28 protein-coding genes are annotated in these 25,314 nt (G+C 44.6%); 17 read left to right on the top strand and 11 right to left on the bottom strand.

Going from position 1 to position 25,314, the window contains the following annotated elements; all coding sequences use genetic code 11:
* Positions 1–101 precede the first annotated feature (101 nt).
* The 10 genes from IX91_RS06935 to IX91_RS06890 all read left to right on the top strand — a co-directional run bounded on the left by IX91_RS06935 (position 102) and on the right by IX91_RS06890 (position 10,543).
* Positions 102–1,073: a tripartite tricarboxylate transporter substrate binding protein gene (locus IX91_RS06935; RefSeq protein ID WP_004748390.1), complete on the top strand. Its 972-nt coding sequence runs from the start codon at positions 102–104 to the stop codon at positions 1,071–1,073.
* Between the two features lie 373 nt (positions 1,074–1,446).
* Positions 1,447–1,965, top strand: a complete 519-nt coding sequence (locus tag IX91_RS06930) for a tripartite tricarboxylate transporter TctB family protein (protein WP_004748388.1) — start codon at positions 1,447–1,449, stop codon at positions 1,963–1,965.
* Between the two features lie 17 nt (positions 1,966–1,982).
* Entirely contained in the window at positions 1,983–3,509 is a 1,527-nt protein-coding gene (locus IX91_RS06925) for a tripartite tricarboxylate transporter permease (protein ID WP_004748386.1), read from the top strand.
* Positions 3,510–3,747: 238 nt separating this feature from the next.
* Positions 3,748–4,236, top strand: a complete 489-nt coding sequence (locus IX91_RS06920; RefSeq protein WP_004748383.1) for a GNAT family N-acetyltransferase — start codon at positions 3,748–3,750, stop codon at positions 4,234–4,236.
* A gap of 237 nt (positions 4,237–4,473) precedes the next feature.
* Positions 4,474–5,862 carry a TolC family protein gene (locus IX91_RS06915; RefSeq protein ID WP_004748381.1) on the top strand — a complete coding sequence of 463 codons (1,389 nt, stop codon included), beginning with the start codon at positions 4,474–4,476 and terminating at the stop codon, positions 5,860–5,862.
* A 9-nt stretch (positions 5,863–5,871) separates the two neighbouring features.
* Positions 5,872–6,852: an HlyD family secretion protein gene (locus IX91_RS06910; protein ID WP_004748379.1), complete on the top strand. Its 981-nt coding sequence runs from the start codon at positions 5,872–5,874 to the stop codon at positions 6,850–6,852.
* 12 nt (positions 6,853–6,864) lie between these two features.
* Positions 6,865–8,028: an ABC transporter permease gene (locus IX91_RS06905; protein WP_038197604.1), complete on the top strand. Its 1,164-nt coding sequence runs from the start codon at positions 6,865–6,867 to the stop codon at positions 8,026–8,028.
* Entirely contained in the window at positions 8,025–9,158 is a 1,134-nt protein-coding gene (locus tag IX91_RS06900) for an ABC transporter permease (protein ID WP_004748375.1), read from the top strand. The genes IX91_RS06905 and IX91_RS06900 overlap by 4 nt, the downstream gene beginning before the upstream one ends.
* A gap of 91 nt (positions 9,159–9,249) precedes the next feature.
* Positions 9,250–9,879, top strand: a complete 630-nt coding sequence (locus IX91_RS06895; RefSeq protein ID WP_004748373.1) for a MarC family protein — start codon at positions 9,250–9,252, stop codon at positions 9,877–9,879.
* Between the two features lie 154 nt (positions 9,880–10,033).
* On the top strand, positions 10,034–10,543 hold the full coding sequence (locus IX91_RS06890; RefSeq protein ID WP_004748370.1) for a MerR family transcriptional regulator: 510 nt from the start codon (positions 10,034–10,036) through the stop codon (positions 10,541–10,543).
* A gap of 96 nt (positions 10,544–10,639) precedes the next feature.
* Here the strand turns inward: IX91_RS06890 and IX91_RS26985 are convergent, their stop codons facing one another.
* Positions 10,640–11,935, bottom strand: coding sequence for a methyl-accepting chemotaxis protein (locus tag IX91_RS26985; RefSeq protein WP_004749484.1), 1,296 nt, complete (start codon positions 11,933–11,935; stop codon positions 10,640–10,642).
* 266 nt (positions 11,936–12,201) lie between these two features.
* Between IX91_RS26985 and IX91_RS06880 the strand changes: the two genes are divergently transcribed.
* Entirely contained in the window at positions 12,202–12,585 is a 384-nt protein-coding gene (locus IX91_RS06880) for a hypothetical protein (protein ID WP_004748364.1), read from the top strand.
* A gap of 85 nt (positions 12,586–12,670) precedes the next feature.
* Here the strand turns inward: IX91_RS06880 and IX91_RS06875 are convergent, their stop codons facing one another.
* Together IX91_RS06875 and IX91_RS06870 are read right to left on the bottom strand one after the other, a co-directional pair.
* Positions 12,671–13,108 carry a DUF3859 domain-containing protein gene (locus IX91_RS06875; protein WP_004748363.1) on the bottom strand — a complete coding sequence of 146 codons (438 nt, stop codon included), beginning with the start codon at positions 13,106–13,108 and terminating at the stop codon, positions 12,671–12,673.
* Positions 13,084–13,479, bottom strand: coding sequence for an ATP-binding protein (locus IX91_RS06870; RefSeq protein ID WP_004748361.1), 396 nt, complete (start codon positions 13,477–13,479; stop codon positions 13,084–13,086). Before IX91_RS06870 ends, IX91_RS06875 begins: the two co-directional genes overlap by 25 nt.
* 130 nt (positions 13,480–13,609) lie before the next feature.
* Here IX91_RS06870 and metA point away from each other — a divergent pair, with 130 nt between their 5' ends.
* On the top strand, positions 13,610–14,551 hold the full coding sequence (metA, locus tag IX91_RS06865) for a homoserine O-acetyltransferase MetA (protein ID WP_004748359.1): 942 nt from the start codon (positions 13,610–13,612) through the stop codon (positions 14,549–14,551).
* On the opposite strand, the gene IX91_RS06860 is transcribed toward metA, so the two are convergent.
* Complete coding sequence (locus IX91_RS06860) at positions 14,548–15,366, bottom strand: alpha/beta fold hydrolase (protein ID WP_004748358.1); 819 nt, start codon at positions 15,364–15,366, stop codon at positions 14,548–14,550. The two genes, metA and IX91_RS06860, sit on opposite strands and share 4 nt — an antisense overlap.
* Positions 15,367–15,488: 122 nt before the next feature.
* On the opposite strand from IX91_RS06860, the gene pilW reads away from it, so the two are divergent.
* Positions 15,489–16,187 (top strand): type IV pilus biogenesis/stability protein PilW, encoded by a 699-nt coding sequence (pilW, locus tag IX91_RS06855; protein WP_004748356.1) that lies wholly within the window; start codon positions 15,489–15,491, stop codon positions 16,185–16,187.
* Between the two features lie 202 nt (positions 16,188–16,389).
* Here pilW and rlmF read toward each other — a convergent pair whose 3' ends face one another.
* Both rlmF and IX91_RS06840 read right to left on the bottom strand, forming a co-directional pair.
* A complete protein-coding gene (gene rlmF, locus IX91_RS06845) occupies positions 16,390–17,442 on the bottom strand; it encodes a 23S rRNA (adenine(1618)-N(6))-methyltransferase RlmF (protein ID WP_004748353.1) in 1,053 nt (350 codons plus the stop codon).
* A gap of 4 nt (positions 17,443–17,446) precedes the next feature.
* Positions 17,447–17,950, bottom strand: a complete 504-nt coding sequence (locus IX91_RS06840; RefSeq protein ID WP_004748351.1) for a M48 metallopeptidase family protein — start codon at positions 17,948–17,950, stop codon at positions 17,447–17,449.
* 115 nt (positions 17,951–18,065) lie between these two features.
* Between IX91_RS06840 and IX91_RS06835 the strand changes: the two genes are divergently transcribed.
* Complete coding sequence (locus tag IX91_RS06835) at positions 18,066–18,299, top strand: glutaredoxin family protein (RefSeq protein ID WP_004748350.1); 234 nt, start codon at positions 18,066–18,068, stop codon at positions 18,297–18,299.
* On the opposite strand, the gene IX91_RS06830 is transcribed toward IX91_RS06835, so the two are convergent.
* The 4 genes from IX91_RS06830 to IX91_RS06815 form a co-directional block, all read right to left on the bottom strand.
* Positions 18,296–18,541 (bottom strand): Rho-binding antiterminator, encoded by a 246-nt coding sequence (locus IX91_RS06830; RefSeq protein ID WP_004748349.1) that lies wholly within the window; start codon positions 18,539–18,541, stop codon positions 18,296–18,298. The genes IX91_RS06835 and IX91_RS06830 overlap by 4 nt on opposite strands.
* A gap of 27 nt (positions 18,542–18,568) precedes the next feature.
* A complete protein-coding gene (locus IX91_RS06825) occupies positions 18,569–18,937 on the bottom strand; it encodes a VOC family protein (RefSeq protein ID WP_004748348.1) in 369 nt (122 codons plus the stop codon).
* Positions 18,938–18,962: 25 nt separating this feature from the next.
* Complete coding sequence (gene modF / locus IX91_RS06820) at positions 18,963–20,426, bottom strand: molybdate ABC transporter ATP-binding protein ModF (protein WP_004749486.1); 1,464 nt, start codon at positions 20,424–20,426, stop codon at positions 18,963–18,965.
* Between the two features lie 117 nt (positions 20,427–20,543).
* Positions 20,544–21,413, bottom strand: a complete 870-nt coding sequence (locus IX91_RS06815) for a LysR family transcriptional regulator (RefSeq protein WP_004743865.1) — start codon at positions 21,411–21,413, stop codon at positions 20,544–20,546.
* Between the two features lie 111 nt (positions 21,414–21,524).
* On the opposite strand from IX91_RS06815, the gene IX91_RS06810 reads away from it, so the two are divergent.
* Both IX91_RS06810 and IX91_RS06805 read left to right on the top strand, forming a co-directional pair.
* Positions 21,525–22,760, top strand: coding sequence for an MFS transporter (locus IX91_RS06810; RefSeq protein ID WP_004743864.1), 1,236 nt, complete (start codon positions 21,525–21,527; stop codon positions 22,758–22,760).
* Positions 22,757–23,329 carry a DUF1415 domain-containing protein gene (locus IX91_RS06805; RefSeq protein ID WP_004749487.1) on the top strand — a complete coding sequence of 191 codons (573 nt, stop codon included), beginning with the start codon at positions 22,757–22,759 and terminating at the stop codon, positions 23,327–23,329. Before IX91_RS06810 ends, IX91_RS06805 begins: the two co-directional genes overlap by 4 nt.
* A gap of 49 nt (positions 23,330–23,378) precedes the next feature.
* Here the strand turns inward: IX91_RS06805 and IX91_RS06800 are convergent, their stop codons facing one another.
* Positions 23,379–24,464, bottom strand: coding sequence for a sensor domain-containing diguanylate cyclase (locus IX91_RS06800; RefSeq protein WP_004743966.1), 1,086 nt, complete (start codon positions 24,462–24,464; stop codon positions 23,379–23,381).
* A 184-nt stretch (positions 24,465–24,648) separates the two neighbouring features.
* Here IX91_RS06800 and IX91_RS06795 point away from each other — a divergent pair, with 184 nt between their 5' ends.
* Positions 24,649–25,224, top strand: a complete 576-nt coding sequence (locus IX91_RS06795; protein WP_004743965.1) for a nucleoside triphosphate pyrophosphohydrolase family protein — start codon at positions 24,649–24,651, stop codon at positions 25,222–25,224.
* The last annotated feature ends 90 nt before the right edge of the window (positions 25,225–25,314 follow it).

Genomic DNA, 25,314 nt, shown 5'->3' with positions numbered 1-25,314 from the left:
TAAACGCATCTAGCAACAAGTTCCCTCCTTGTTACTAGAGAATTGATAACGATAAGCGTGTTCTCAAAGAAGAATATGCCCATACATAAGGAACGTGAATCATGTTTAAGGTACTAAAACCAACCCTAGCCGCTTCTATCATCGCTGCGTCTTTTTCTTTTAACGCTTTTGCAGCTGATGTAGAGAAAATCCACTTCTTAATCCCTGGTGGTGCAGGTGGTGGCTGGGACATGACAGCTCGTGGCACAGGTGATGTGTTAGTTAAATCTGATATCGTCGATAACGTCTCTTTCCAGAACCTGTCTGGTGGTGGCGGCGGTAAAGCAATTGCCCACCTAATCGAAACGGCAGAGCGTCAAGAAGATACGCTTATGGTGAACTCAACACCAATCGTAGTACGCTCACTAACCGGTATTTTCCCACAATCCTTCCGCGACCTGACACCTGTTGCAGCGACTATCGCTGACTACGGCGCGATCGTGACTTCCGTTGACTCCAAATACAACACATGGGAAGACGTTGTTAAAGAATTTGAATCGAACCCACGTAAAGTGAAAATCGCTGGTGGCTCAGCACGAGGCAGCATGGATCACCTTGTTGTTGCGGCTGCATTCAAAGGCGAAGGCTTCGATGCTAAGAAAGTACGTTACATCGCTTATGATGCAGGCGGTAAAGCAATGGCTGCCCTTCTATCAGGAGAAACGCAATTGCTTTCTACAGGCTTAGGTGAAGTTCTTGAAATGTCTAAATCTGGTCAAGTTAAGATTCTTGCAGTAACGGCACCGAAACGTCTGGACGCAGCACCTGATATTCCGACACTAACGGAATACGGTAACGAAACTGTGTTTGCTAACTGGCGTGGATTCTTCGCAGCACCTGGCGCTAGCCAAGAGAAGATTAACGAGTGGAACGCAGCTCTGACTAAGATGTACAACACAGACGAGTGGCAAGTAGTTCGTGACCGTAACGGTTGGATTGATAACTACAAAGCGGACAAAGAGTTCTACGCATTCCTAGAAGATCAAGAGAAGCAAATGGGCGACCTGATGCGTGAACTTGGTTTCCTAAAATAATCGTTAAACCGATTGTATGAGGGTGACTTGCACCACCCTCATCCCTTTTCGCCGTACATGGGCTAACTACACACAATCTCCTCTGTTTATTTATAAACAGTTATACCATTCGGGATGAATAGATGGTCAGATAATTGCGCAGGAAAAATCGCTTAGAGCAAGGCATAGATTGCAGCTAGCTAGTTATTCTACCTACAAAATCTATAACGTAGCTATTAGCGATTTTAACCAGCAAGAATGACCAGATATTTGTTCTGATTGGTATCCGGCCTTTTGACTAGCAGCAAATGGCTTATTCGTTGGTGAAACATGCTCATTAACTCTCGTGTACGGCTTTTTTCTTTCCTTACCTGTAACGCAAATGGAGTTGGATATGTCGGACTTGCCAACGAACTCATTCACTAAAGGTAATTTTTTCTCAAAAGAAAACCTACTCTGTCGCGACCGTGTTGGCGCGATGATATTTTTGCTTGTCTGCCTTTGTTATGGCTACCAGACAACCCAAATCCCATTATTTCCTGGCGATGAATACGAACCCTTTACGGCTCGCACTCTACCAACGCTATTAACATTCGCAGGTATCGGCCTTTCGTTACTTTTATTGGTAACGGGACAGCCTGATGTAAAAAGCGGTGCCGTGGTCGATTTCAACTGGAAACTGCTTATCGGCTTTTTAGTTCTAATGGCGCTTTATGGTGTTGGACTCACCTATGTCGGCTTCGTCATTGCTACAGGATTCTTTTTGCTTGCAGGTTTCTATCTGTTGGGAGAACGACGTAAGAAAGTACTTTTTGGTGCATCCTTCCCGTTTGTCATCGCTTTCTACCTGCTGCTCACCCAAGGCCTAGATATCTACTTAGAGCCAGGTGTTATTTTCACCATGTGGTCGTAATTTAAGGAAATAACATTATGTTAGATGGAATTTTACAAGGTCTTTCGACCGCAGTGATGCCAATGAACATCATGATGGTGATTGTTGGTTGTTTTGTCGGTACCTTTATTGGCATGTTACCGGGCCTTGGCCCAATTTCGGCAATCGCTCTGATGATCCCAATTACCTATGGTTTGGAGCCATCTTCAGGTCTTATCTTGATGGCTGGGGTCTATTACGGCGCGGTTTTTGGTGGTTCAACATCATCAATCCTAATCAACGCTCCGGGTTGTTCTTCAACCGTTGTTACCGCCTTTGACGGCTACCCTATGGCGCAAAAAGGTCAGGCAGGTAAAGCCCTTGCACTTGCGGCATACTCATCATTCACGGGTGGAACATTATCCGCGATCATGCTATTAGTTGCCGCTCCAGCTCTGGCTAACGTCTCGCTGAGCTTCCAATCTTCAGACTACTTTGCCTTGATGTTACTCGGTCTTTCTGCAGTTGCTGGCTTTGCAGGTAAAGGACAAGTGCTTAAAGCATGGATGATGACGATTTTAGGCTTGATGCTATCAACCGTTGGTATCGACAAAGGGGTTGGTGTTGAACGCTTTACCTTTGGCCTAACAGATCTAATGGATGGCTTTAGCTTCCTACTTTTGGCAATGGCTACCTTTGCCCTAGGCGAAACCTTGATGGGAATCTTAAAGCCTGAGCAAGACACGCGTTCAGACGAACAAGATAAAATGAGCAATATCGGCAGCATGAAAGTCACTAAAGAAGAAGTGAAAGAAGTGGCGCCAGTTTCGATTCGCTCATCTATTCTTGGTTTCTTTACCGGTGTACTTCCAGGTGCAGGAGCCACCATTGCAGCATTCCTTAGCTACGGTATGGAACGTAATCTCGCGCCAAAAGAGAAGAAAGAAGAATTTGGTAAAGGCAGCATCCGTGGTCTAGTCGCACCAGAATCAGCTAACAATGCGGCGTCAAGTGGCTCGTTTGTTCCTCTTCTAACTTTGGGTATTCCGGGATCTGGTACCACCGCTATTATGCTTGGTGCTTTGATTGCTTACGGCATTCAGCCAGGACCACGTCTATTTGTCGAGCATCCAGATGTGTTCTGGTCAGTTATCATCTCAATGTACTTTGGTAACATTGTGCTGGTGATCTTGAACTTACCGCTTATTCCGTACATCTCCAAGCTACTTGCAGTTCCGAGAACGGTTCTACTCCCTATGATTTTGTTCTTCTCAATCACAGGTGTATACCTTGTCTCGTTCAACACAATGGATGTCTTCATTATGCTGTTGATCGCAATGGGAGCAATCGCACTCAGGTTGGCCAACTTCCCGCTCGCCCCCCTACTACTTGGATTCATTCTTGGTGGTTTGATGGAAGAGAACCTACGCCGAGCATTAATGATCAGCGACGGTGAACTGAGCTTCCTTTGGGAACGTCCAATTACTATGACCTTCTCCATCTTAGCGGTGCTTGTCTTGTTCAGCCCACTGTTTGTCAAACTGTTCCAAAAGTTAAAGCCAACACCTCAAAAAGTAGAGCAGTAACTATCACTCCTGTGTAATTTGGTTTGATTTGACCGGAGCCAGTCGTAACCCGACTGGCTTTTTTTGGTTGAGGCATTGAGCTTTCTGCATTAATCCATACTCCATTTCCGGCATCAAATAATCGCTTCCAACTAATCCTCCGACAAAATTCATTCAAAGTATGAATTCTTAACAAAAGTTAATGAGTCAACAACGAGAGTCTTCTATTTTGTTCTACACGCAGATAAGGAGAGAAATAATGCTAGAGTGGAGAATCAAAAAATTTGATCAGCTAAACGTTCACGAGCTTTACGCTTTTTTACGTCTTCGGGTAGATATTTTTATCGTCGAGATGGAAGAGCCCTATAGTGACCTAGACGGAAAAGACAATCATCCTGAGACATATCATGTAATGGGATTTGACGGCGAAGAACTCGTAGCGTACAGCCGAATCATGCCGCAGCAACTTGGTTACCCTAAAGAAGTACTCCCCCTAATTGAAGATGACGCTAACGATGTATGTATTGGCAGGGTAATTGTTAGCCTCAAATACAGAGGACAAGGTGTTGGCAACGAACTAATGCGGGTAAGCTTCGAGTCAACAAAAGAGCTTTATCCCCAAGACTCCATTTTTATTTCGGCTCAAGAGCACTTAAAAGATTACTACGGAAGCTTTGGATTCAACGTCATCTCTAAGCCGTATCTAGAAGACAATTGTAAGATGCTTGGGCTCCGATACACACCTTAAGACTTAAAAGGCAGTTTGTGCCCATTCGTAGACTGCCTTTCATTTTTACTTCCCTCGGATAATTAACTACTTAGAGCAAATAATACGCTTTTATTTCGATCGAATTACCACTTAAATGGCATTCATTTATTACAAGCCCTGATCAATGTCAAAACGCCGTACTTTTTACAATTTAGTGATTGCCTGCACAAAAACTAGAGTATAAACTCTATTTTTTAACAAATAGAGTACATCACTATGTCATTGCGTCCCATAGCGCTGTTGATCGGTTTTCTTGGCGTCTACTCTCCTCTCTCTAACGCAGCTGCGATCAGCTTCGATCAAGCTTGGCAAGTCTTACAGCAAGAAAACAACTCGTTAGCTGCCCAACGCTCAAATGTAGAGCGCTATGAACATCTCAAAAACGCAACGGATAACCTTAACTTACCTTCAGTCACTGTAGGCGCTAACTACACGCGATTAGATACTGATGTGACTCTATCAGGAGAAGACTTAACAGCATCACTCGGGCATGTATCACCGTTGGGACAAGCTATTTTGCCTTTGTTTAAAGACGTCACCTCTACTATCACTGAAAGAGATATTTTCAGCTCTTCAATCCGCGCCGTTTGGCCAATCTTTACTGGTGGGCGCATCAACGCGGCTCAATCTGCCGCTGAAGGTCGTAAAGAACAAGCGCAAAGTGAGTTGGCTATGGAAACCCAAGCTCGTTTTGAAGATCTCAGCAAATACTACTTTTCGGTTCTGCTGGCTCAAGAGGTGGTGGAAACTCGCCGACTCGTCGAGCAAGGTTTAACTAAGCATAGAGACAACGCTCTGAAATTAGAGCAACAAGGACAGATCGCCCGTGTCGAGCGCTTGCAAGCAGAGTCCGCGTTAGATAAAGCGGTCATTGAACGTAAGAAAGCAGAGAAGAGTTTAGAGATTGCTCAATCGGCGCTCACCCAGATCCTAAACCAAACAACCAATGTTGAGCCTGCGGACAGCCTATTTATCAACCAAAACTTACCAGAGCAGAGTTTGTTCGTAGAACGTACTCTTGATACCTACCCCGGCTTAGCGCTACTTGATGCGAAAGAGAAACAAGCTGATAGTTTGATCAAGGCAGAAAAAGGCAAATACTACCCAGAAGTTTATCTGTATGGGGATTACAGCCTCCATGAAGATGACTCTCTCGCGAGCCAAATGAAACCCGATTGGTTGGTCGGTGTTGGTGTGAATATTCCTTTGATTGAGAATTCTGGACGTAGTGATCAGGTTAAAGCCGCGCACAGCGCAGTTTCGCAAGTCCGCTACCTCAAAGCGCAAGCAAAACAAGATCTTTCCGTACTGGTTCAGAAAACATACCTTGAAGCGCAGCAAGCCCAAGAGGAAGTTCTGGGCCTAGAGTCAAGCATAGAGTTAGCGAGTGAAAATCTCAATCTACGTCAAAAAGCCTTCTCTCAAGGGCTATCCACCTCCACCGATGTGGTAGACGCGCAGCTTTACGTCGCAAGCGTTCAAACTCAGAAAGCAGCAGCAAGCTTTAACTACTTAATCTCCCTATCCAAGTTACTTGCACTATCGAGTGAGATGGATGCATTCGGCCAATACCAACACAACGCTATCAACATTTCGAGCAAATAAGGATCTAAGATGAAAAATGCAAAACCACTTCTACTTACGGCTGTCGCATTGAGCGTTGCATCTTGGGTTGGCTATAGCTTTTACCAAGCCTATCAACCAAAACCGGTTCGCTTGCAAGGTCAGATTGAATCTCAGCAATACAGTATCTCATCCAAAGTACCGGGAAGAATTGATCAGGTAATGGTGCGCAAAGGCGATCATGTCGAAAAAGGCGAGCTCATCTTTACGCTCCACAGCCCAGAAATTGAAGCAAAGCTAGAACAGGCAAAAGCAGGTGAAAAAGCGGCGGGAGCCCTTGCAATGGAAGCGGAAAAAGGCGCACGCGCTCAGCAAATCCAAGCGGCGAAAGACCAGTGGCAAAAAGCGAAAGCGGCATCGGCTCTGATGGAAAAAACCTATCTTCGCGTCAACAACCTCTATAAGGAAGGGGTGGTCGCCGAACAAAAACGTGACGAAGCGAAAACCCAATGGGATGCCGCTAAGTACACTGAAAGTGCAGCTTTCCAAATGTACCAAATGGCACAAGAAGGTGCGCGTAGTGAGACCAAGCTGGCCGCCGCAGAAAAAGCACGTATGGCAGCGGGTGCAGTTGCAGAAGTTGAAGCCTATGCCGAAGACACAACTATCGAAAGCTGGTTCGACGGTGAAGTGTCCCAAGTACTGCTTCAAAGTGGTGAACTTGCTCCTCAGGGCTTTCCTGTTGTGACTGTGATTGATACCGATGATTCTTGGGCAGTCTTGAACGTACGTGAAGATCTGCTCAGTCACTTTGAAAAAGGTCAGACTTTCTCCGCTTTCGTTCCAGCGCTTAACAAACAAATTGAGTTTAAAGTGTCTCACATTGCCGTTATGGGCGATTTTGCAACCTGGCGTTCAACCGATGCAGCTCAGGGCTTTGACCTAAGAACATTCGAGGTAGAAGCAAGGCCAACTCAACCGGTACAGAATCTGCGTATGGGCATGAGCCTAGTTGTTGAACTAAAGGGATAATTAGGTCGCGATATGGTGGATCATAGCGTTTCCCAGTTTTCAATTATCCGACGCGACAAATGGCTATTGTCTAGTTTGACATGGCTACCTGTCATGCTGGCCGTGATGATTTGGGCAATTTTCTCGCAAGGTATCGCGCGAGATTTGCCCATCGGTGTCGTAAATCTAGACTCTGGCAAAATGTCTCAGCAGCTGATTCGGTACTACGACGCAACATCGGCAATGAAGGTCGATAGGCAGTTCACGAGCGCGCTAGAAGCCAAACAAGCCTTGGTTGAAGGTGAAATATACGCTTATGCCGTTATCCCACCTAACTTTGAACAAGATACGTATAAACAGTTAGCGCCTCAGGTGAGTGTCTTTTACAACAGCCAAATGATCTTGGTGGGTAAGTTGATCAACTCTGCCTTTCTTCAAGCTCAAGGAACGTTTAATGCGCAAGTCAGTGCTGTCGGCAATTTGAGTCAAGGTAATGCGACTTTAAGCTCTGCGCTCGGAAAAGCGGTACCGATTCGTACGCAAATCACTCCCCTATTTAATAAGAACTCCAATTACGCGCAGTTCTTAGTTTCAGCGGTGGTCCCCGCGCTTTGGCAGATTGTTGTGGTTGTGACCACCATTCTCGTCTTATCGGCGAATTTACGCGACAGAGGGTTCAATCATTGGCTTGGCAATAACCCTGCTCGAGCAATCTTTCAAACGCTTGCCCCCTACTCTTGGGTGTTCGCTATACAAGGTTTCGCTTTCTTGTGTTGGTTCTACTTAGGGTTTAAGTGGCCGATGAATGGTAGCTTTTTGGTTTTGCTCGTCGCTCAATGGATAACCATCATCGCCTGTATGATCATGGGCAGCCTGTTTTTCTTTTTAACTCTCGACGCCGCGCGTGCGATGAGTTTCGCAGGCGCATTTACCGCTCCAAGCTTCGCTTTTATGGGGATTACCTTCCCTGTCACCGATATGAATAGCCTTGCCCAAGCGTGGCGCAGTTTATTGCCTATCAGCCACTACATCGAAGTACAGGTCAGCCAAGTCAGTTACGGTCAAGCATGGATGGAATCTTTACACCATCTACTGCCTATGCTTGGTTACCTAGTCCCCGCTTTGTTGACCATTGGGCTAGCGAAAAAGCACTTAAACAATCAAGAGTCCAAAGTCGTAAGTGAGGGGACACTATGAGTTTCTTTGAATTGGTCAAAGCGGAATTTAAAGCACTACTGACCAATCCTGTGGTGGTTCTTACCGTATTTGGCGGCGTGGTGTTTTATTCATTCCTATACCCTTTACCTTACAGCCATCAAACGCCGCGAGAGCAAAAGATCAGTGTGGTGAACTTAGACAGAAGCCAAACGAGCTACCAATTGGAACGTATGGTTGATGCAACGCCACAGGTCAACGTTGTTCAGCGAGATTACACATTAGAAGACGCACACCAAGCTTTTCTCAATGGTGACGTGAGCGGAATACTCGTCATTCCAGAGCACTTTTATAAAGACTTAATGCTTGGGAAAAGCCCGACACTCTCATACGCTGGAGATGCGTCTTACTTTTTGGTGTATGGCACTATAGTGGAAGGTCTTGCACAAGCCGGCGTAACCTTAGCGGCGCAAACTAAGGTGGCTAAACTGCTCATTGACGGTCAGCCGCTATCAAAAGCCGCCGATCAATATGCCGCGACTAAGCTGAATCTAAAACCAACATTTAACCCGCGTATGGGCTATGTGGATTACGTCGTGCCTGCGGTATTTGTGCTCATTTTGCAACAAACTCTAGCAATGGCAGCAGGGTTAATGGTAGGGACGCAGAAACACGGAACGGGTTACTGGAGTCATACCTCTCCACTAAAACTCATCTCAGTTCGTATGCTGGTTTTAATCGCGGTTTATTACTTATTAAGCATGTACTACTTTGGCGCCAGTTTTTCTATGCATGGCGTTAACCAACTGGCACATGCAACAGAGCTTTTAACCCTGCTACTGCCCTTTTTGATAGCATCTTGTGCGATAGGTATTTGGTTAGGATCAATCACTCCAAGACGCGAATTAGTGACGTTAGTCGTGTTAGTCAGCTCAATGCCACTCGTGTTTAGTGCGGGCTTTATATGGCCAATTGAAGCGATTCCTGCCCCAATGGTTTGGTTGTCGGAACTCTTTCCGAGTACCCCAGCTATTCAAAGTTTCTTGACCTTGAATCAAATGGGCGGCACGTGGCAGAGCATTGGAGAAAACTATACTCAACTTTGGTTGCAAAGCTTGGTTTGGTTCTCTATTGCGCTGTGGAGTCTAAAAAACAGGCTTAAAATCAGATAGCTAGATGCCATTTATTTACAGCTATGGATAGCTCAACTTTTATAAATTGTGCTAATGTGATTACTAAACTGACTACATAAGTGATTGACTGATGCACGATTTAACCACCACTGCTGTCACCGTATTTATGGGTTTCTTCGCCATGATGAACCCGATTGCGAATACGGCTGTCTTCGTCGGAATGACCGGCCAGCAAACTGCGGAGCAACGCAAGCAAACAGCATTTAAAGCGCTGGCAACAGCATTCGCCATTGTCGCTGCGTTTAGTTTTCTTGGTAAAGGGATCTTTGAAGTATTTGGCATAACCCTGCCAGCCCTTCGCTTAGCAGGTGGCATTCTCGTCTTTCTCGTCGGCTATCATATGCTGCAAGGCAACTCTTCGAAGATGCACAGTCATGACAGCGAAGAGGCCGCTCAAGACGGTGATATTGCCATCTCCCCACTTGCCCTACCCATCTTAGCGGGCCCAGGAACCATAGCTACGGCAATGAACTACTCTGCCTCGGGCGATATCTTCAGCATCGTGGTGACGATCGCGGCGTTTGCCTTGCTTTGTCTTATCACCTTTGTCTGTTTTTTGTTTGGCCCCAAACTGGTCGATAAACTTGGTGAGAGTGGAATCAATATCGTCACCCGTTTAATGGGACTGATTCTAACGGTAATTGGAATGCAGATGCTGATTCAAGGCGTGCATGACGCTTATATTCTGTTCCAAAAGTAGCCCCCCTTCTTTCTCTTGATACGCAAGGTACAACTCTTTGCCTTGCGTCATCACTCTTATGACATCACTTTTCTTCCCGTCGTTCCTGCTAAACTTGACCCGTCTATTGGTATAGGGTTTAACTTTAGTGAATCGACCAACGCTTGGAGTTTCTATGCTCACCGTCACTCAACTTGCTAAACAATTCGGTATTTCCCGCACCACTATTTTGTATTACGAGCGAGAAAACCTTCTACTGCCATCTCATCGTTCCGCTAACGGTTACCGATGGTATGGTGAAAAACAAGTTGAAAGACTCGACGCTATCATCTCTTATCGCTCATATGGCCTTTCTATTGCGAGCATCAAGTCTCTGCTAAACAAGCAGGGCCAATCTCAAACTCAACTGTTAAAAGATCATTTCAGTGATTTGGAGAGAGAAATTCAAGCACTACGCAACCAACAAAAAGCGATTGTTGTGTTACTCCAAGAGCCTGAATTACTTAATGAAAACATAGTCAACAAACAGCGTTGGGTTGAAATCATGTCCGCGGCTGGCTTCAATAAAGATGACATGAAGAAGTGGCATCAAAAGTTTGAAGAGATGGAGCCAGAAGAGCATCAAAAATTCCTAGAGTCACTAGGAATTAAGCAAGAGGAAATAGTGAAGATTCGTCAACTGTAACGCAAGATAGCGTGAGAGATTCTTAGCTCTGCTGCATTGCTCTATATAAGAGAGGCCTGCCCGTCAAACAGGCCCGTATACACATTAGATTAACGACTACGATTGACTTTCCGAAAGCCCCATAACAGTGTTAGAAACATTTTTGGCCCCTTTATGAATCTCATCCATAACGGTTGAAACCTCCGTTATTTTCGAGTTCCCTTGTTCAGAAATCGTTGAAACCTCACTCATCATGCCTGTCACCTCATTGATTAAGCCTTGATTTTCTTCGACAACTTTTACAATCTCATCAGTAGATTCTGAAGTGCGAGAGGCAAGCTGTCGAACTTCGTCAGCAACGACAGCAAAACCGCGGCCATGCTCGCCTGCCCTCGCAGCTTCTATCGCCGCATTCAGTGCTAGCAAATTCGTCTGGTCGGCAATACCTTGAATAGTAGAAACAATGTTTTGAATATTTTGGGAGCTGGCATTTAATTGCTGAACTTTCTCAACCGTTTCTTGCGCCTTTTTGGAGACATTCTGTGACACCTCAACTGAGTCCGCTAGTAGTTGGGATCCCTCTTGCGCAATTTGCGCTGTCTCAACTGAAGTCGAATAAGCCACTTCAGAAGCCTCCGCGATTGCTTGGTTGCGTTCGATGCGCGCAGTTATATCACTTGCAAATTTTACAACCTTCACCACTTTCCCTGTTTCATCTCTAATAGGATTGTATGTGGCTTCAATCCAAACGCTCGCTCCATGAGAACTACGTCTCTGAAAAAGACCTGATTTGATCTGTCCATCTTCGAGATCTCGCCAAAAATGAGGGTTGTCTTTGTAAAAATCGTCGAAGCAGAACATTCGGTGGTGTTGCCCAACCACTTGGGAAGAGCTGTAACCGAGTGTGCTCAAGAAATTGGGATTGGCTGAAATGACGGTGCCCTTGGGATCAAACTCAATAATAGCTTGCGACTTATCCAATGCAGAAAACAGTGCATCATTTTTTTGGTTTTTATAGAACATCTCAGTGATGTCTGAAGCAATCTTCGCCACGCTAGACACCTTACCTTCGGAATCGTAGATAGGAAAATACGTTGCCTCTAGAACAATGGTTTCACCCTGCTTGTTCTTTCTCTCAAATGTCCCCTCTTTGGTCACGCCTTTGGCCAAGTCGCGCCAAAAACTCTGATAGGCCGCAGAGCTAATATAACTGTCAGAACAAAAAATCCGATGATGCTTTCCTTTTACTTCTTCTAACGAGTACCCAACAACACTTAAAAACAGTCTACTCGCATCTTGAATGACCCCCTCAGGACTAAACTCTATCCAAGCAACATGCTTTTTGATTGCAGCATAGACATGATCAGAATGGTTAGATGTCTGGGGTGGTTCGTTATTTTTAAAAAACAACATAAATTAACCTTCCTTGGGCAATACACTTACTTATAGTGCTGTAATTATAGTCATCACTCAGATATAAATTATCGAATATCACTGTTTATTGGCGCTGCTTTGACCACTTGCCGAGGCTCAGTAATCGACAAGATGCGCAAGATACGAATTACTAAGAGAAAATAATCGGCACTGCCTTACTGTTTGGGCAAATTAGATTGTTCCCTTTCGCGCGATGATAATTTAGACTGCTTAGGCAATTGATACATTTGAACCAAGGATAGTCGATGAGCTCAAATAACATTCTTAGTCCGACACTGATTGAAAGTGGTCGTGACATACCATTACAAGAGCTACTGTTTGCCAAGCGAGTGTTAGATAACTATTTGTCTGTGGCGCAGGAATCAAGCCCAATTGAGCTACTGGCAGAAATGCGTGAAGCTGCGCGAGGTGTTGAATACTTCAAAACTGAAAGCAACCCATGTGAAGCTAGAAACGTGATCAGCAAAATGTTTGCTGAAATTGAAGCGTCGCAGTCTTTTGAAGATTTTAGAACTCTGGCAAGTAAACCGCGCCAAGCGTTGCATGAACTGATTGAAGACCGCGCTCAACTCATTAAACATGAACGCGGTTTGTTGCTCGCTGCTGGGTATGACTTCTCTAGTATTTGAGTTAACAAGCTATGACTCAGGGCGCCGAACAGGTTTATATACACTGTGCGCCCTTAGATACCCGATGTTTTCCTTCGACAAACCACTAAAAACCTCGCTTTTTCCAAAACTCACCTTCATCTCGCGCATACACGTCAAACGTTTTTTCAGCAATCACCTTATCATTCAACGTGATAGTCATGCGCCATTTGCCAATGTTTGATTCAAACCCGTCAACTGGATCAAGTAACTGAATAGTGTCACCCAGATAAAAATCCCAGTCATTACTTCCGACATGCAAGTCGCCACAAAATGGTTCTAAAGTCTGTCCTTTTTTACCTTTCACTCCAGGATGGGCAATACAAAACTCTATCACTTCACCCTTGGCTTTCTTGATGTTGACGATGAAACCAAATTCAATTTCTTCATCGGCGGGGACTTTGGTCGTGAACTCTTGAATCTTAGGCAAGTGCTTAGATTTGGAATCCCACTCTTTATAAATACCGTAAGAGGTCATCTCTACAACTGGGGAACGCTTTGCCATTCTTGCCACCGTTTTTTCATAGATTTTATCGTGTTAGGCGCAACGCCATGAATGTTGCCGTAATTGTTATGACATTCGAGTACTTCAAATTGGGCTTTAACGCGCTTAGCCAGCTTCAGGTAAGGAACAATTTCCCAGCGTTGAACAAATGTGTTTGAAACAACGACACTGTCACCGTTGAGCAAGGCTTGCTCAGTCATCTGTTGACACCACTGATGAGCCATTGCGATTTGCTCCGGCTGATAGACATATTCGCCGCAGTCGTTGATAAAATACATATCAGCTTCATAGTGTTTGGCATCGATTGTCTTTGCCAATGTGCTTTTACCTGATCCAGGCAACCCTCGAATCAAGGTGAGTTTTAAGGTCATAGTGAGTTTAACTAGTGAGTTCGCGCACGAATATTAATATAAATTGGACCAAATTGGCTATCGACATCTCATTCTGATTGGGTTAAGTTTAGAAGTATAGACGTCCATAAATACGCTTAGGGAGTAAGCTGTGCCAATTAAGATCCCCGATCAATTACCCGCATCTGACGTATTGCGTACCGAGAATATCTTCATCATGCCTGAGTCTCGTGCGTCAACACAGGAAATTCGTCCGCTTAAGGTGCTGATCCTCAATCTTATGCCTAAGAAAATTGAGACGGAAACCCAGTTCCTACGTTTGCTATCAAACAGCCCACTACAGGTGGATATTGAGCTGCTACGCATTGATGATAGACCAAGCAAAAACACGCCTACAGAACACTTAGATAACTTCTATCGTCAGTTTGAAATGGTCAAAGGACGTAACTTTGATGGACTGATCATCACTGGTGCACCATTAGGCCTGGTTCAATTTGAAGATGTGATCTACTGGGAACACTTGCAAACCATCATGAGTTGGGCGAAAGAACATGTCACTTCAACGCTGTATGTTTGTTGGGCAGCCCAAGCAGGCTTGAAGTTACTCTACGATCTGCCTAAACGTACTCGTAAGGATAAGCTGTCTGGGGTATATCACCATAAGATCCACCAGCCTTATCACCCTGTGTTGCGTGGTTTTGATGACACCTTCTTAGCACCACACTCCCGCTACGCTGATTTCTCTCCAGAGTTCCTTGCCGAACATACTGACTTAGATATTCTTGCAACATCAGACGTCGCAGGTGTGTATCTGGCAGCCACCAAAGATAAGCGAAATGTATTTGTCACCGGTCACCCTGAGTACGATTCTCACACCTTACACAATGAGTATATTCGTGACTTAGGTGAAGGCATGGAGCCAGTTATTCCAGTCAATTACTACCCGAATAACAACCCAGATAATAAGCCAACTGCAAGCTGGCGCAGCCACGGACACTTGCTGTTTTCCAACTGGCTAAATTATTGCGTTTACCAACAAACGCCATACGACTTGGATCACTTCAGCGAAGCCAATTTTACTAAAGACGATTAGTACTTGCTCATTTGCTGAGTTTCAGACAAAAGATCTTGGATCTGCTTAGATATTAGAGGGACATTTTGCCAAAGAATAAAATGGCCCTCTTTTTCTACCTCAATCAACTGCTTTGATGTGCCAGTTAATTTTTGAATCGCAAAGATAGAGTTGTCAGGATCTGCGATGGTATCCTCTTTGCCATGAATGATCGTTACCGGAAGCGTATCCAGTACGCGCCAATCTTTACCACTCAATTCATTTAACTCTTCAGCCAGTGGCATCATCTCCCCATTCGATGTCTGCCAATCATTAGACAATGCCCAATTGATAAGCCAAGTATCAGCAATTACGTTGTACCACTTAGGTTCTTCGAGCTTAGGGTCAAAAGCGGGCGCGACCAAAACCATCCCATCAACCCTATCCGGTTGCTGAAGTGCAAGTGCCAAAGCGATAGGCGCTCCGAGCGAATGTCCAACCAATATATTGGATTTATCACTGGTTAGCAGTTCACCGATGACTTGCGCTTGTTTATCGAGACTAGAGACCAAATCCGATGTTGATGCACCATAGCCTAAGCGATCAACAGAGATCAGCTCTGCTTGTTCCTGAAGTGATTCGTTGGCGAGGTAGTCTGCATACGCGGTATGGCTACCTGGAGAGCCATGAATAAACACCACCCTATGACTCGCAGTTGGGTTAGCTATTCTGACAAAAGCAAGGCCATCTTTTGTTTGCTCAACCTCTGCATTTAACTCAGTTGCAGACGAAGGTTTGACTGCTAAACCAATGAAAAAACTTATAATAGTTGTTAGAACTGCCGCTTTGTTTCTCACTCTTCACCTCAGTTGATTACACGGTTATCTGCAAAACATGTCGCATACTTTTCTTATCTCGCTAATCAGACCGGATGAGTTGAGATATACATTCAATCTCGTCTGAGAACTTATGTATTCCTATGAGACTAATCATTCTAATTTCAACCCTATTGCTAACTGGCTGTATGGCTTCTACCCAAATTCAAAATTCTGATGCCCAGCAACGTTCAGAAGCCCGCATTGAACTCGGTATTGGTTACATGCAAAGAGGCGACATGCGCAAAGCACGAGAAAATCTAGAACAAGCACTGAAACACTCACCAAACTATTATCGAGCACAACTCTCTATCGCTCACTATTACGAACAAGTTGGAGAAACTCAATCCGCCGAGTCCTTCTACAAAAAGGCCCTAAAGCGTCACCCAAACAACGGAGATGTACTTAACAACTATGGTACTTTCTTGTGTAAACAGGGGGAATTCACTCTTGCGGACAGGTACTTTAATCAAGCAATCCAGCAACAGAATTACTATTTAACCTCAACCAGTTACGAAAACGCAGCCCTGTGCGCAATGAAAGCACAACAAACAGAGCAAGCCATCAGTTACTTCAAACGCGCCTTAGACTTTGAGCCCGACAGAGTTCGCTCAGCTCTAACACTGGCTGAATTGGAAATTGGAGTTGGTTCATTGGAAGATGCAAGGTTGAGATTGCTTCGATTCCACCATAAGTTTGGGCTGCATAAACCGTCTCTAAAGTTGTTGATTGAATTAGAGCACCGAGCGGGGAATCCAACACTGGCAGAGGGGTATAAGCGCAAGCTAGACAGCATTAGCTAACGCTTTGAGTGGTGTTTTTTTCGACGACTTATCACCCGTGATGCACGTTGAATCTTAAGATATTCTTTATAGAGAATGTAAATAAAAGCAGCGATTCCCAACACAGATAAAAGCGCAAACAGGATTAGAAAACTTTCACAGATCCAAATTGGTTCGCAGGGCATATAAATTTCAAACTCCATATGCCCTCCGTTAAATAAGGTTAACTCTTAAGTTTCAGCCACTTTTGGCGTTCAACTTCTGTTTTGAATGTCCAAGCGATAAAGCGACTTACTTTTTGTCCTTGGCTCATTTCAACCACTTTCACCTCTTTAGCACCCGCTTTTTCGAGGTTTTTTCGCATCCATCGCACATTCTCTTTTTTGGAGATAAGCGTAGAGAACCACAGTACCTGCTGCGCAAAATCACGGCTTTCAAATGCCATGTTTTTTACAAATGCCGCCTCACCACCTGGACACCAGAGCTCTGCTTTTTGACCACCAAAGTTAAGTATAGGTGACGATTTAGCTTTCATTTGTCCGGTAGGTTGCCCACGTTTACTTTTACTGGCCGATAAGTTTTTGATCTTTCTCTCTGTTCCCTGCTGTGCTTCTTCAAGCGACTTATGAAACGGCGGATTACAGGTGGTTACATCATAAAACTCGTTTGGTTTGATGATGTCTTTGAAGAAATGACGGCTATCTTTTTGCAATCGAGCTTCAACGCGCCCACTCAGTACCTTATTCGACTGGGCAATGTGATTAGAATTATCAACTGAAACAGAATCAACATCAGAGCCTACGTAGTGCCAGCCATACTGAGTCGCACCAACGATAGGGTAAATGCAGTTGGCCCCAAGCCCGATGTCTAACGCGCGAACTTGGTTATGTTTAAAGCTTTTACTTTCTTTGGTTAATATCTCAGCGAGACGGTGAATGTAGTCTGCGCGCCCAGGAATAGGTGGGCACAAGTAACCTTGTGGAATGTCCCACTCGGTGACTCCGTAGTGGTAAGCAAGTAATGCTTTGTTGAGTAGCTTAACCGCCAAAGGATCGGAAAAGTTAATGCTCGGCTCCCCTTTAGGATTCTTCACTACGTGCTTTTTCAGCTCTGGTAGAGCCGCTGTCAGCTTTGCGAAGTCATATCGCCCTTGGTGCAAATTGCGCTGATGCAGACCTTTCTGCCCTTTAATCGTGACGACTTTCATCTCGCTGTTATTTGGCGTGTCTTTTTTATCGGCTTTCTTAGATTGAAATTGTTTATTTGGGCGCGTCATAGTTTTATTTTTGTTTGGCAGTTTCTAGATAGATCATAAACAAGCGAGCATCTAACTCAAGTTGATGATAGTCAGGCTCCATATGGCAGCAGAGCTGATAGAAGGCTTTGTTGTGCTCTTTCTCTTTTAGGTGGGCAAGTTCGTGAACCACTAACATTCGAAGCAAAGGCTCAGGTGCATTCTTAAACACACTGGCAATACGAATCTCATTCTTTGATCTAATTTTGCCACCATGAACCTTAGCCACATAGGTATGTAGCCCGAGAGCATTGTTGATAAGGTGAATTTTGTTGTCGTAGATGACTTTGCTCAAAGGCGCCGTCTTCTTCATATAGCGGTTCTTTAGCACCATTGTATATTCAAACAGCGCTTTCTCACTCTTTATGGTGTGGTTGTCTGGATAACGTTTTTCAAACCACGCTGCCAAACGACCCGAATCTACCATTTGAGTTACGGGAGTAACGATATGTTCTGGGTAACCTTGAATATAACGAAGTGCGGGATTCATAGTGACTGTCATGGCGTTGAGCGTAAATAAAGGGGCACAAGTCTACTCTATTCGTACTTGCCATTCACGACCTTTTCATTAAACTCTGCGCCTAATAAACGAGTAGGAACAAACCATGAAACGACTTGTACTGTACGTAAAAGACAAATGCCCTCACTGCAAAGATGCACAGCGCTACCTTGACTCGAAGGGCTATCAGTACCGATTAACCAACGCCAAGATGCAGCGTGGCCGTAAAGAGTTAGACGCAATTGGTGCTCGTTCGCTACCCGTACTTAAGATTGGCGACCGCTATATGATTGGCTGGAACGCAAGTAACTTTGAGAAAATGTACAAGTCAAAGGGTTAATAAAACAGCTTACTAACGAAGTGCGGGTTATCGGTGAGCACTTCTAACTCGGATAGATCATCGAGCACAACTAGGTGCTCGATACCACTCATGCACACCTTGATACACTCTTGCTTCTCTTCGTTACGAGCCGTATCTAATGCTTCACCTTCAATGTAAACACCAGATTTGAGATGCAGCCTTACCGGATAACGGTACATGCACACAATTTCGATATAATCGTAGTCGTTACAGCTAATCATAATCTCCCTCAAATCCTTGTTATCACGCTATAAATGCACAGCCTCTATCTTGTTGCCATCAAGATCACGTACAAACGCTGCGTAGTAGCTTTCACCATACTCTGGCCTTAACCCCGGCTGTCCTTCACAGCTAGCGCCCTGTGCCAGAGCCACACGATAAAACTCGTCAACAGACACTTGGTCAGGTGCATTAAAAGCGATATGTGTTCCGTTGCCAGCATTCGCTCTGTTTTCACTGGGTAATCCAACCCAAAATTCAAAATTGTCGCCATACGCGGCAGCAACATCTTCGATATAATGCGCCCTTTTTATACCCAATGTAGCGAACACCTTGTCATAAAATTCTACGGCTAACTTAACATTAGACGTGCCAACAGAAACATGGTTCAACAGCATTTAGACTTCCTTATATAACAGTCAGTTAAAGTAAAAGATTGGAGCGAACATGAGGCTTATAGCAGCTCGCCTCCTGATCATAAACAAACTCAACTTCATTCCTAATGCTCTCAAGCTTATCTTTCTGATAATGCGACACATAGAGCAGTTGACTAAGGTTTTCTTGCGCTATCAGCTCTAAGGTATTTTTAACTAACCTTCTGCCCAGATAATCTAGCCCTTGATATGGCTCATCCAAAATGAGTAAAGCAGGTTGCTTCACAATCGCTCTGGCAATCAAAAGCAGTCTCTGCTGACCGTATTCCAGTTGTCTGAACGAGGTGTTGGCATACTCACTCATGTGAAGTATCTCCAACCATTCTCGCGCCACTTGAATCTCTTTTTTACTTGGCTGTTGATATAGACCGATCGAATCGTAAAAACCTGACAAAATAACTTCAATAGCTTTGCAACTCACTCGATATTGCAGATGCAGCGCCGAAGAAACCATACCGATGTTCTTTTTAATTTCCCAAATCGACTCGCCTGATCCTCGTTGATTCCCAAAGATTTGAATGTCGTTGGAATAACATTGTGGATGATCGCCGAATATTAGACCTAACAGAGTACTTTTTCCGCACCCGTTCGGGCCTTTGATTTGCCAATGTTGGCCGTTATCGATTCGCCAGTTTAAGTCGGTAAAGATGGTCTTCTCGGTATAAGCGACCTTACCATTACGTATCTCGAATACTGGGTTGTCAAAGTGATGTTCGTGTTGATACCTGTGAATTAAATCCAGCATCTGCTCACTTTGCTGTTGGGATTGAGCTTTAATCTGGCTTATAACAGGGTGAGCTTCCCACTCACTTCGGCCCATTACGCTTTCAAGCTTACCGTGGTTAAACAGTGCGATTTGTTCAATCCAGTCTGGTATGTCTTCCTCGCGATTGAAGGTCACTACCATCTGAGTTGATTTGGCAAGTTGGGTTAAATAATTGGCGAGTGAAGCTCGATGAGCGATATCTAACCCAGTGAATGGGTTATCAAGAACAATCAATTCCGGCTCGGTGGCGAGTGCTCGGGCGAGCATGACGCGACGAGTCTCACCAGTGGAAAGAACTCGAAATCCACTCTGCGCAAGGTGTGACAGATCCAAATCGACAATCAGTTGCTCAGTAAGTGAGTCAGATTGGCATTGCTCAAAAATCAGTGAATATACGCTTGTGCCTTTATCGACTTTGTCTAGAAAATCGGTGTCATCTTTAGCAATTTCTTCTTCAAGCAGTCTCTGCTGCTCAACTAAAGAGACTTGAGCAATCTTGCCAGAGCCCATTTCCAACGACTCTAAAGAGACTTCATATTCTCCACAGAATAAGCACCCTAACGCCGAACCAATATCCCCTTCGGTACTAAATACCCCCCAAGATTGCCCTTCAGCAATTTTCCATTGAGCAATTGCCAATTGGTTCGTGCCAGATTCAATGTCGAGGTTATTGATGCTTATTTGCATAGAATGGTTTCCCTACCCTTCAGTCTAAGTTTATTGAGTAGATCCAAACTACTCCAACTCTTGCCATAGCGCGATAGAGAAACAGCAAAATGTGATATTTGCAGAAACTTAGTAATGCTAAACGTATTGCTTCACGAACTCGATGAAGGTTTTATCGGCTATTGATAGGTAACCATCTTTTCGCCACGCTAGCGCCAAATCAAGCCGAACTCGGTCATTAAAAGGGACGGCAACAACCTCTTTCTCATGTTGTGTCACTAGCTCCAGTAATGCAGTGATGGCAAACTCATGTTTAACGATACTCAAAATCATAGGCAACAAGTTAGTTTCAAACGAAAACTTCATCTCTTTACGGCATTGGGTCGCTTGGTTTTCAATAAAATCTCGATGGAAGTAACCAGGCTTGAACATCACCAGTTCATGGTCAAAAAACTCTTCAAAGCTGATTGATTTCCGCTGAGCAAACTCATGCTCTTTAGACACCACCGCCACCATTTCTGACTGTAATAGATGGTCAGTTTCCAGATCATCAGGTACATTTTCATCGTTGATGACACCAATATCCAGTTCACCATCGAGCAGCATTTGTCGAATTGAACGTGTACCCGCATCAACAAGAGTGAGCTTGAGATTTGGATAACGGCTCTTAAACGCCATCAAGACTTCTGGGAAGAAGTACGAGCCCATCATGCTAGGAGCCCCGAGCCTAACCTCTCCTTTTTCAAGACCCTTTAACTCATTAATGGCTAACTGTGCATCGTCGAGCTGCTGAAGAACCCGCTTTGCGTGGTCGTACAAAACAGTGCCTTCATCCGTCAATGAGACTTTTCTATCTTCTCGTCGAAACAGCTCTACGCCCAAGCTCTGTTCTAGCTTCTTAATTGAAATACTCAGTGCTGGTTGAGCGATGTGTAGTGCTTTTGCTGCATGAGTAAAATTTTCGTGGTCGGCAACCGCAACAAAATGTTTGAGATGTTTCGAGTCCAATCAAATCACCATATAAAAAATATATCAGGTTAATATTTTTAATATATTTTATATATCACCAACGGACTGGTATTTTGCTCACATAACTAAATTCTACTGCCAAAGCCACCTATGATTGAGCTAAAAACCAAACAATATCGGCAAGTTACCTTTAGCCTCGCTTTAGGCTCTTTTCTCGTTTTCTGTAATCTTTACTTGTTTCAACCCATGCTGCCCTACATGGCTCAGCACTTTGAAGTGACAGAAACACAAGTTAACTGGGTGTTCGCAGCAAGTACACTTGCCTTATCTGTCTCTTTAGTTCCTTGGGCGGTGGCTTCGGAATCCATTGGGCGGCGAAACGTCATGCTGCTTGGCCTGATCGCTATGCCCTTTATTGGTTTAGCAATGCTCATCAGCGAGTCGATTGTGATGCTTGTTTTACTTCGAGCTTTGATGGGCATTGCACTAGCCGCTTTTGCGTCTGTTGCTGTGGCCTACATGGTGGAAGAGCTATCAGTCAAAGCGTTCAGTCAGGCCATCGGCGGCTATATTGCGGCTAACTCTTTAGGTGGCATCACGGGGCGTATTGTCGGTGGTACCCTAACCGATGCGTTCGGCTGGCAACAAGCGGTCATCAGCATGGCAGCATTCACTCTGATTGGCGCACTTGTGGTCGCATTTAGCTTGCCTAAGCAAAACAATTTCACTCCGCAGCGGGGCATGCTTCGCTATCACAATCGCGCTGTGGTTAAGCACCTAAAGAACAAAACAATTTGGATCGCGATGTTGATTGGCGGAGTAAACTTCGCTCTGTTTGTTAACCTCTATTCCGTGATGGGGTTCCGTCTCGTCGCAGCGCCGCACAACTTACCGGTCGGTTTAGCATCACTGATCTTCCTTTGTTACCTTTCTGGAACCTTAAGTTCTAAACTGACTTCAGTGTGGAGTAAACGACACCAGAGCGTCTCTGGCATGGTAACAGGAACCGTCATCAGTCTATTAGGTATGCTTGTCGCCTATGTGGATTCCTTAGCCTTTATGATGATGGGATTACTGCTCATTAGCTTCGGCGCATTTTTCACCCACACCTTGGCATACGCCTGGGTCAGCCAGAAAGCCACACACGCAAAAGCTACCGCGACCGCGCTGTATCTTGTTCATTACTATGTTGGGGGCAGTATTGGCGGTTTCTTCTTGATCTACTGTTGGCAACACGGCGGATGGAGCTATGTTATTGCTGGGGGATCCTTACTCTACGCCACTATTTTTGCTCTGTGCCGTAAGCTATCAAAATGGGAAGAGCACAAGCCACAGCTTGAAGATTCTGCTATTCTTGCGCCAAATTCAAAATTGGAAGCAAAATGACCACCAATAGCTCAATCCAAACCGATGTCGAAGAAGTGAAAATCGCCGTTAATCAATGGCTCGATGATGTCGTAATTGGTCTTAACCTATGCCCTTTTGCCGCAAAACCACAACGTAATAAGCAGATCAAAATCTTTGTTAGTGAAGCGACCAAAGAAGAAGCGTTACTTGAAGATATCCTCGCCCAGCTGATGGAGCTAGACGCAACCGAGCCTGCAGAACTAGAAACGACGCTTGTTGCCGTTCCCAATATGTTGAGCGACTTTTACGACTACAACTTGTTTATTGACTGGGTTGAAGCACTCATCCGACAGCAAGAGTGGGAAGGTATTTTTCAGTTGGCGACTTTCCACCCTGATTACTGTTTTGGCGGTGCTGAACCAGAAGATGATGAGAACCTCACCAATCGCTCACCGTACCCGGTGTTTCACCTTATACGTGAAGAGAGTATGGAAAAAGTCCTCAAGCACTACCCTAACCCAGAGGCGATACCAGATACCAATATTGCCCGAGTGGAGTCACTCACTAATGATGAGCGTAGAAAACTGTTCCCCTATTTGTTTAGCTAAACAGCCTCATACTAAAAAGCGCCACTCGGGCGCTTTTTCTTTTCGTGTCCTATTTGAGTACCTCACTGTGAGCGGCACTGGAATCACACCAACTCGAGTGGACACAGTTATTACGGCCTGCTTCTTTTGCGGCATAAAGGTTATCATCCGCGACATGAATGATTTCATCCAACGTGGCTTTGTCACATTGATCACTTTGTAAATTAGCAAAATCAAACTCGCACGAACCTATTGAAACAGTAATCGGCTTATCATCAACTTCTATACTGTTGACACAGGTTCGAATCTTCTCAACAAACTCACGCCTAACTTCAACTTCTCGCTCTGGAAGCCAAACAACAAACTCTTCGCCACCAAAGCGCGCAATGAAATCACTTTCTACTAACTGGGCTTTAATTGCTGTCGCCACTTTTTTCAGAACATTATCACCAACTTGATGCCCGTGGGTATCGTTAACACGCTTAAAGTGGTCGATATCGATTACCGCTAGTGTTCCCTTGCCACCCGCACGTTTCATTCTTTCGATGTCTAGGTGGACGGTTTTGAACATACTACGACGATTGGCAACCCCCGTTAGGGCATCGTGATAAGCTTGATACTCTAAACGCGCATTCAGCTGCTGCAAACGCTCTTCCTGTTTCCTGCGAATCAGCTCTACTTCGATCCAAGACGCCATCAGCTTAAGCGCATCTACATCAATATCTTTAAATTTACGCGGATACGGAATTGCAGAGGAGAAGTTAAGCGTGCCAAAAATCTCGTCATCAATGAAAATCGGTACGCCAATATAGGATTCTAAACCAAAAGCTTGATAGGCAGGGTGCGTCGCATACTTATCGTTTTCGCCCATATTTTCAATCATGACGGGGCCGTATGAACTGCAGGTAATTTGACAATAGGTATGGTCGTATTCAAAAGTGTCACCCACCGCTAGCTCTACGCCTTCGGGAGTTACACAGTGAAGCACGGTATATTTGTTGCCTTCGATGTGAGACAAAATCCCGATATCAAGGTCGAAGCGCTCTAACCCCATCATAATCAGTTGGCTGACCTGAATATCAAACCCTTTCTGATAGTCATTGGTGATCTGATACAAACTACGTATCACCTTCTCACTTTCACTCTCTGCGACCATAACTTTCCACCAATAAAGAATCTTATTATTTAAGATAGAGTTAGCGAAATATTGAATGCAACTGTTTTCTCATTTTGCTGAGCAAATATTTGCCGTTCAGCCCATTAATTTCTATCGCTACATGGCGAGAGCTAAGCGGCTTTGGTAGTATTGCTCAATCTTAAAGACATCCGGATTAATGGATATGCACCTTTCAAAACTGACCAACGATATTTTTGATCACCTTTACCGCGACATTTCTGAGTTTCGTAGTACTTTCGATTTACCTGTAGCTTCTCCTGAAAGTTTAGACGATAAAGCAGACACGCTGCATACTTCTCTGGCTATCGAAGAGCTAACAGAACTCGCAGAAGCGGATAATAAAACAGAACAAGCGGACGCGATTATCGACAGCGTTTATGTTTTGATGGGACGTTTGGTGCACCTAGGCCACGATAAGATTGCAGATAACCTTGCGATCAACTACCTCATCGACTTACTGCTTAATGTTGCTGTAAACCGTGGAATCGAGTTCTTACCATGTTGGGATGAAGTGCATTCAAGTAATATGAGTAAAGTATGCCGCAACGAAAAAGAGTACGCGGAAACCGAAGCGCATTATGCAGAACAAGGCATCAAGCTGATGGCGGTACAAAAAGGTGATTACATCATCGCAAAATGTGCTGAAGACTTTGTTTCAGAAGGCAAGACAATTCGCCAAGGCAAAGTACTGAAATCTGTTTACTACCGCCCTGCGGATTTAGCACCACTGACTAAATAGATAAAAAGACGCCACCCTTGGGTAACCCCTTAGGTGGCGTAAGCTGCCATAGTCAAAACATGGCTTCATCAAACTTCAGATAAGTTCCCA

It is taken from the genome of Vibrio tubiashii ATCC 19109, assembly GCF_000772105.1.
Classification (GTDB): Bacteria; Pseudomonadota; Gammaproteobacteria; order Enterobacterales; family Vibrionaceae; genus Vibrio; species Vibrio tubiashii.
This window is presented reverse-complemented; position numbering and strand designations above follow the sequence as displayed.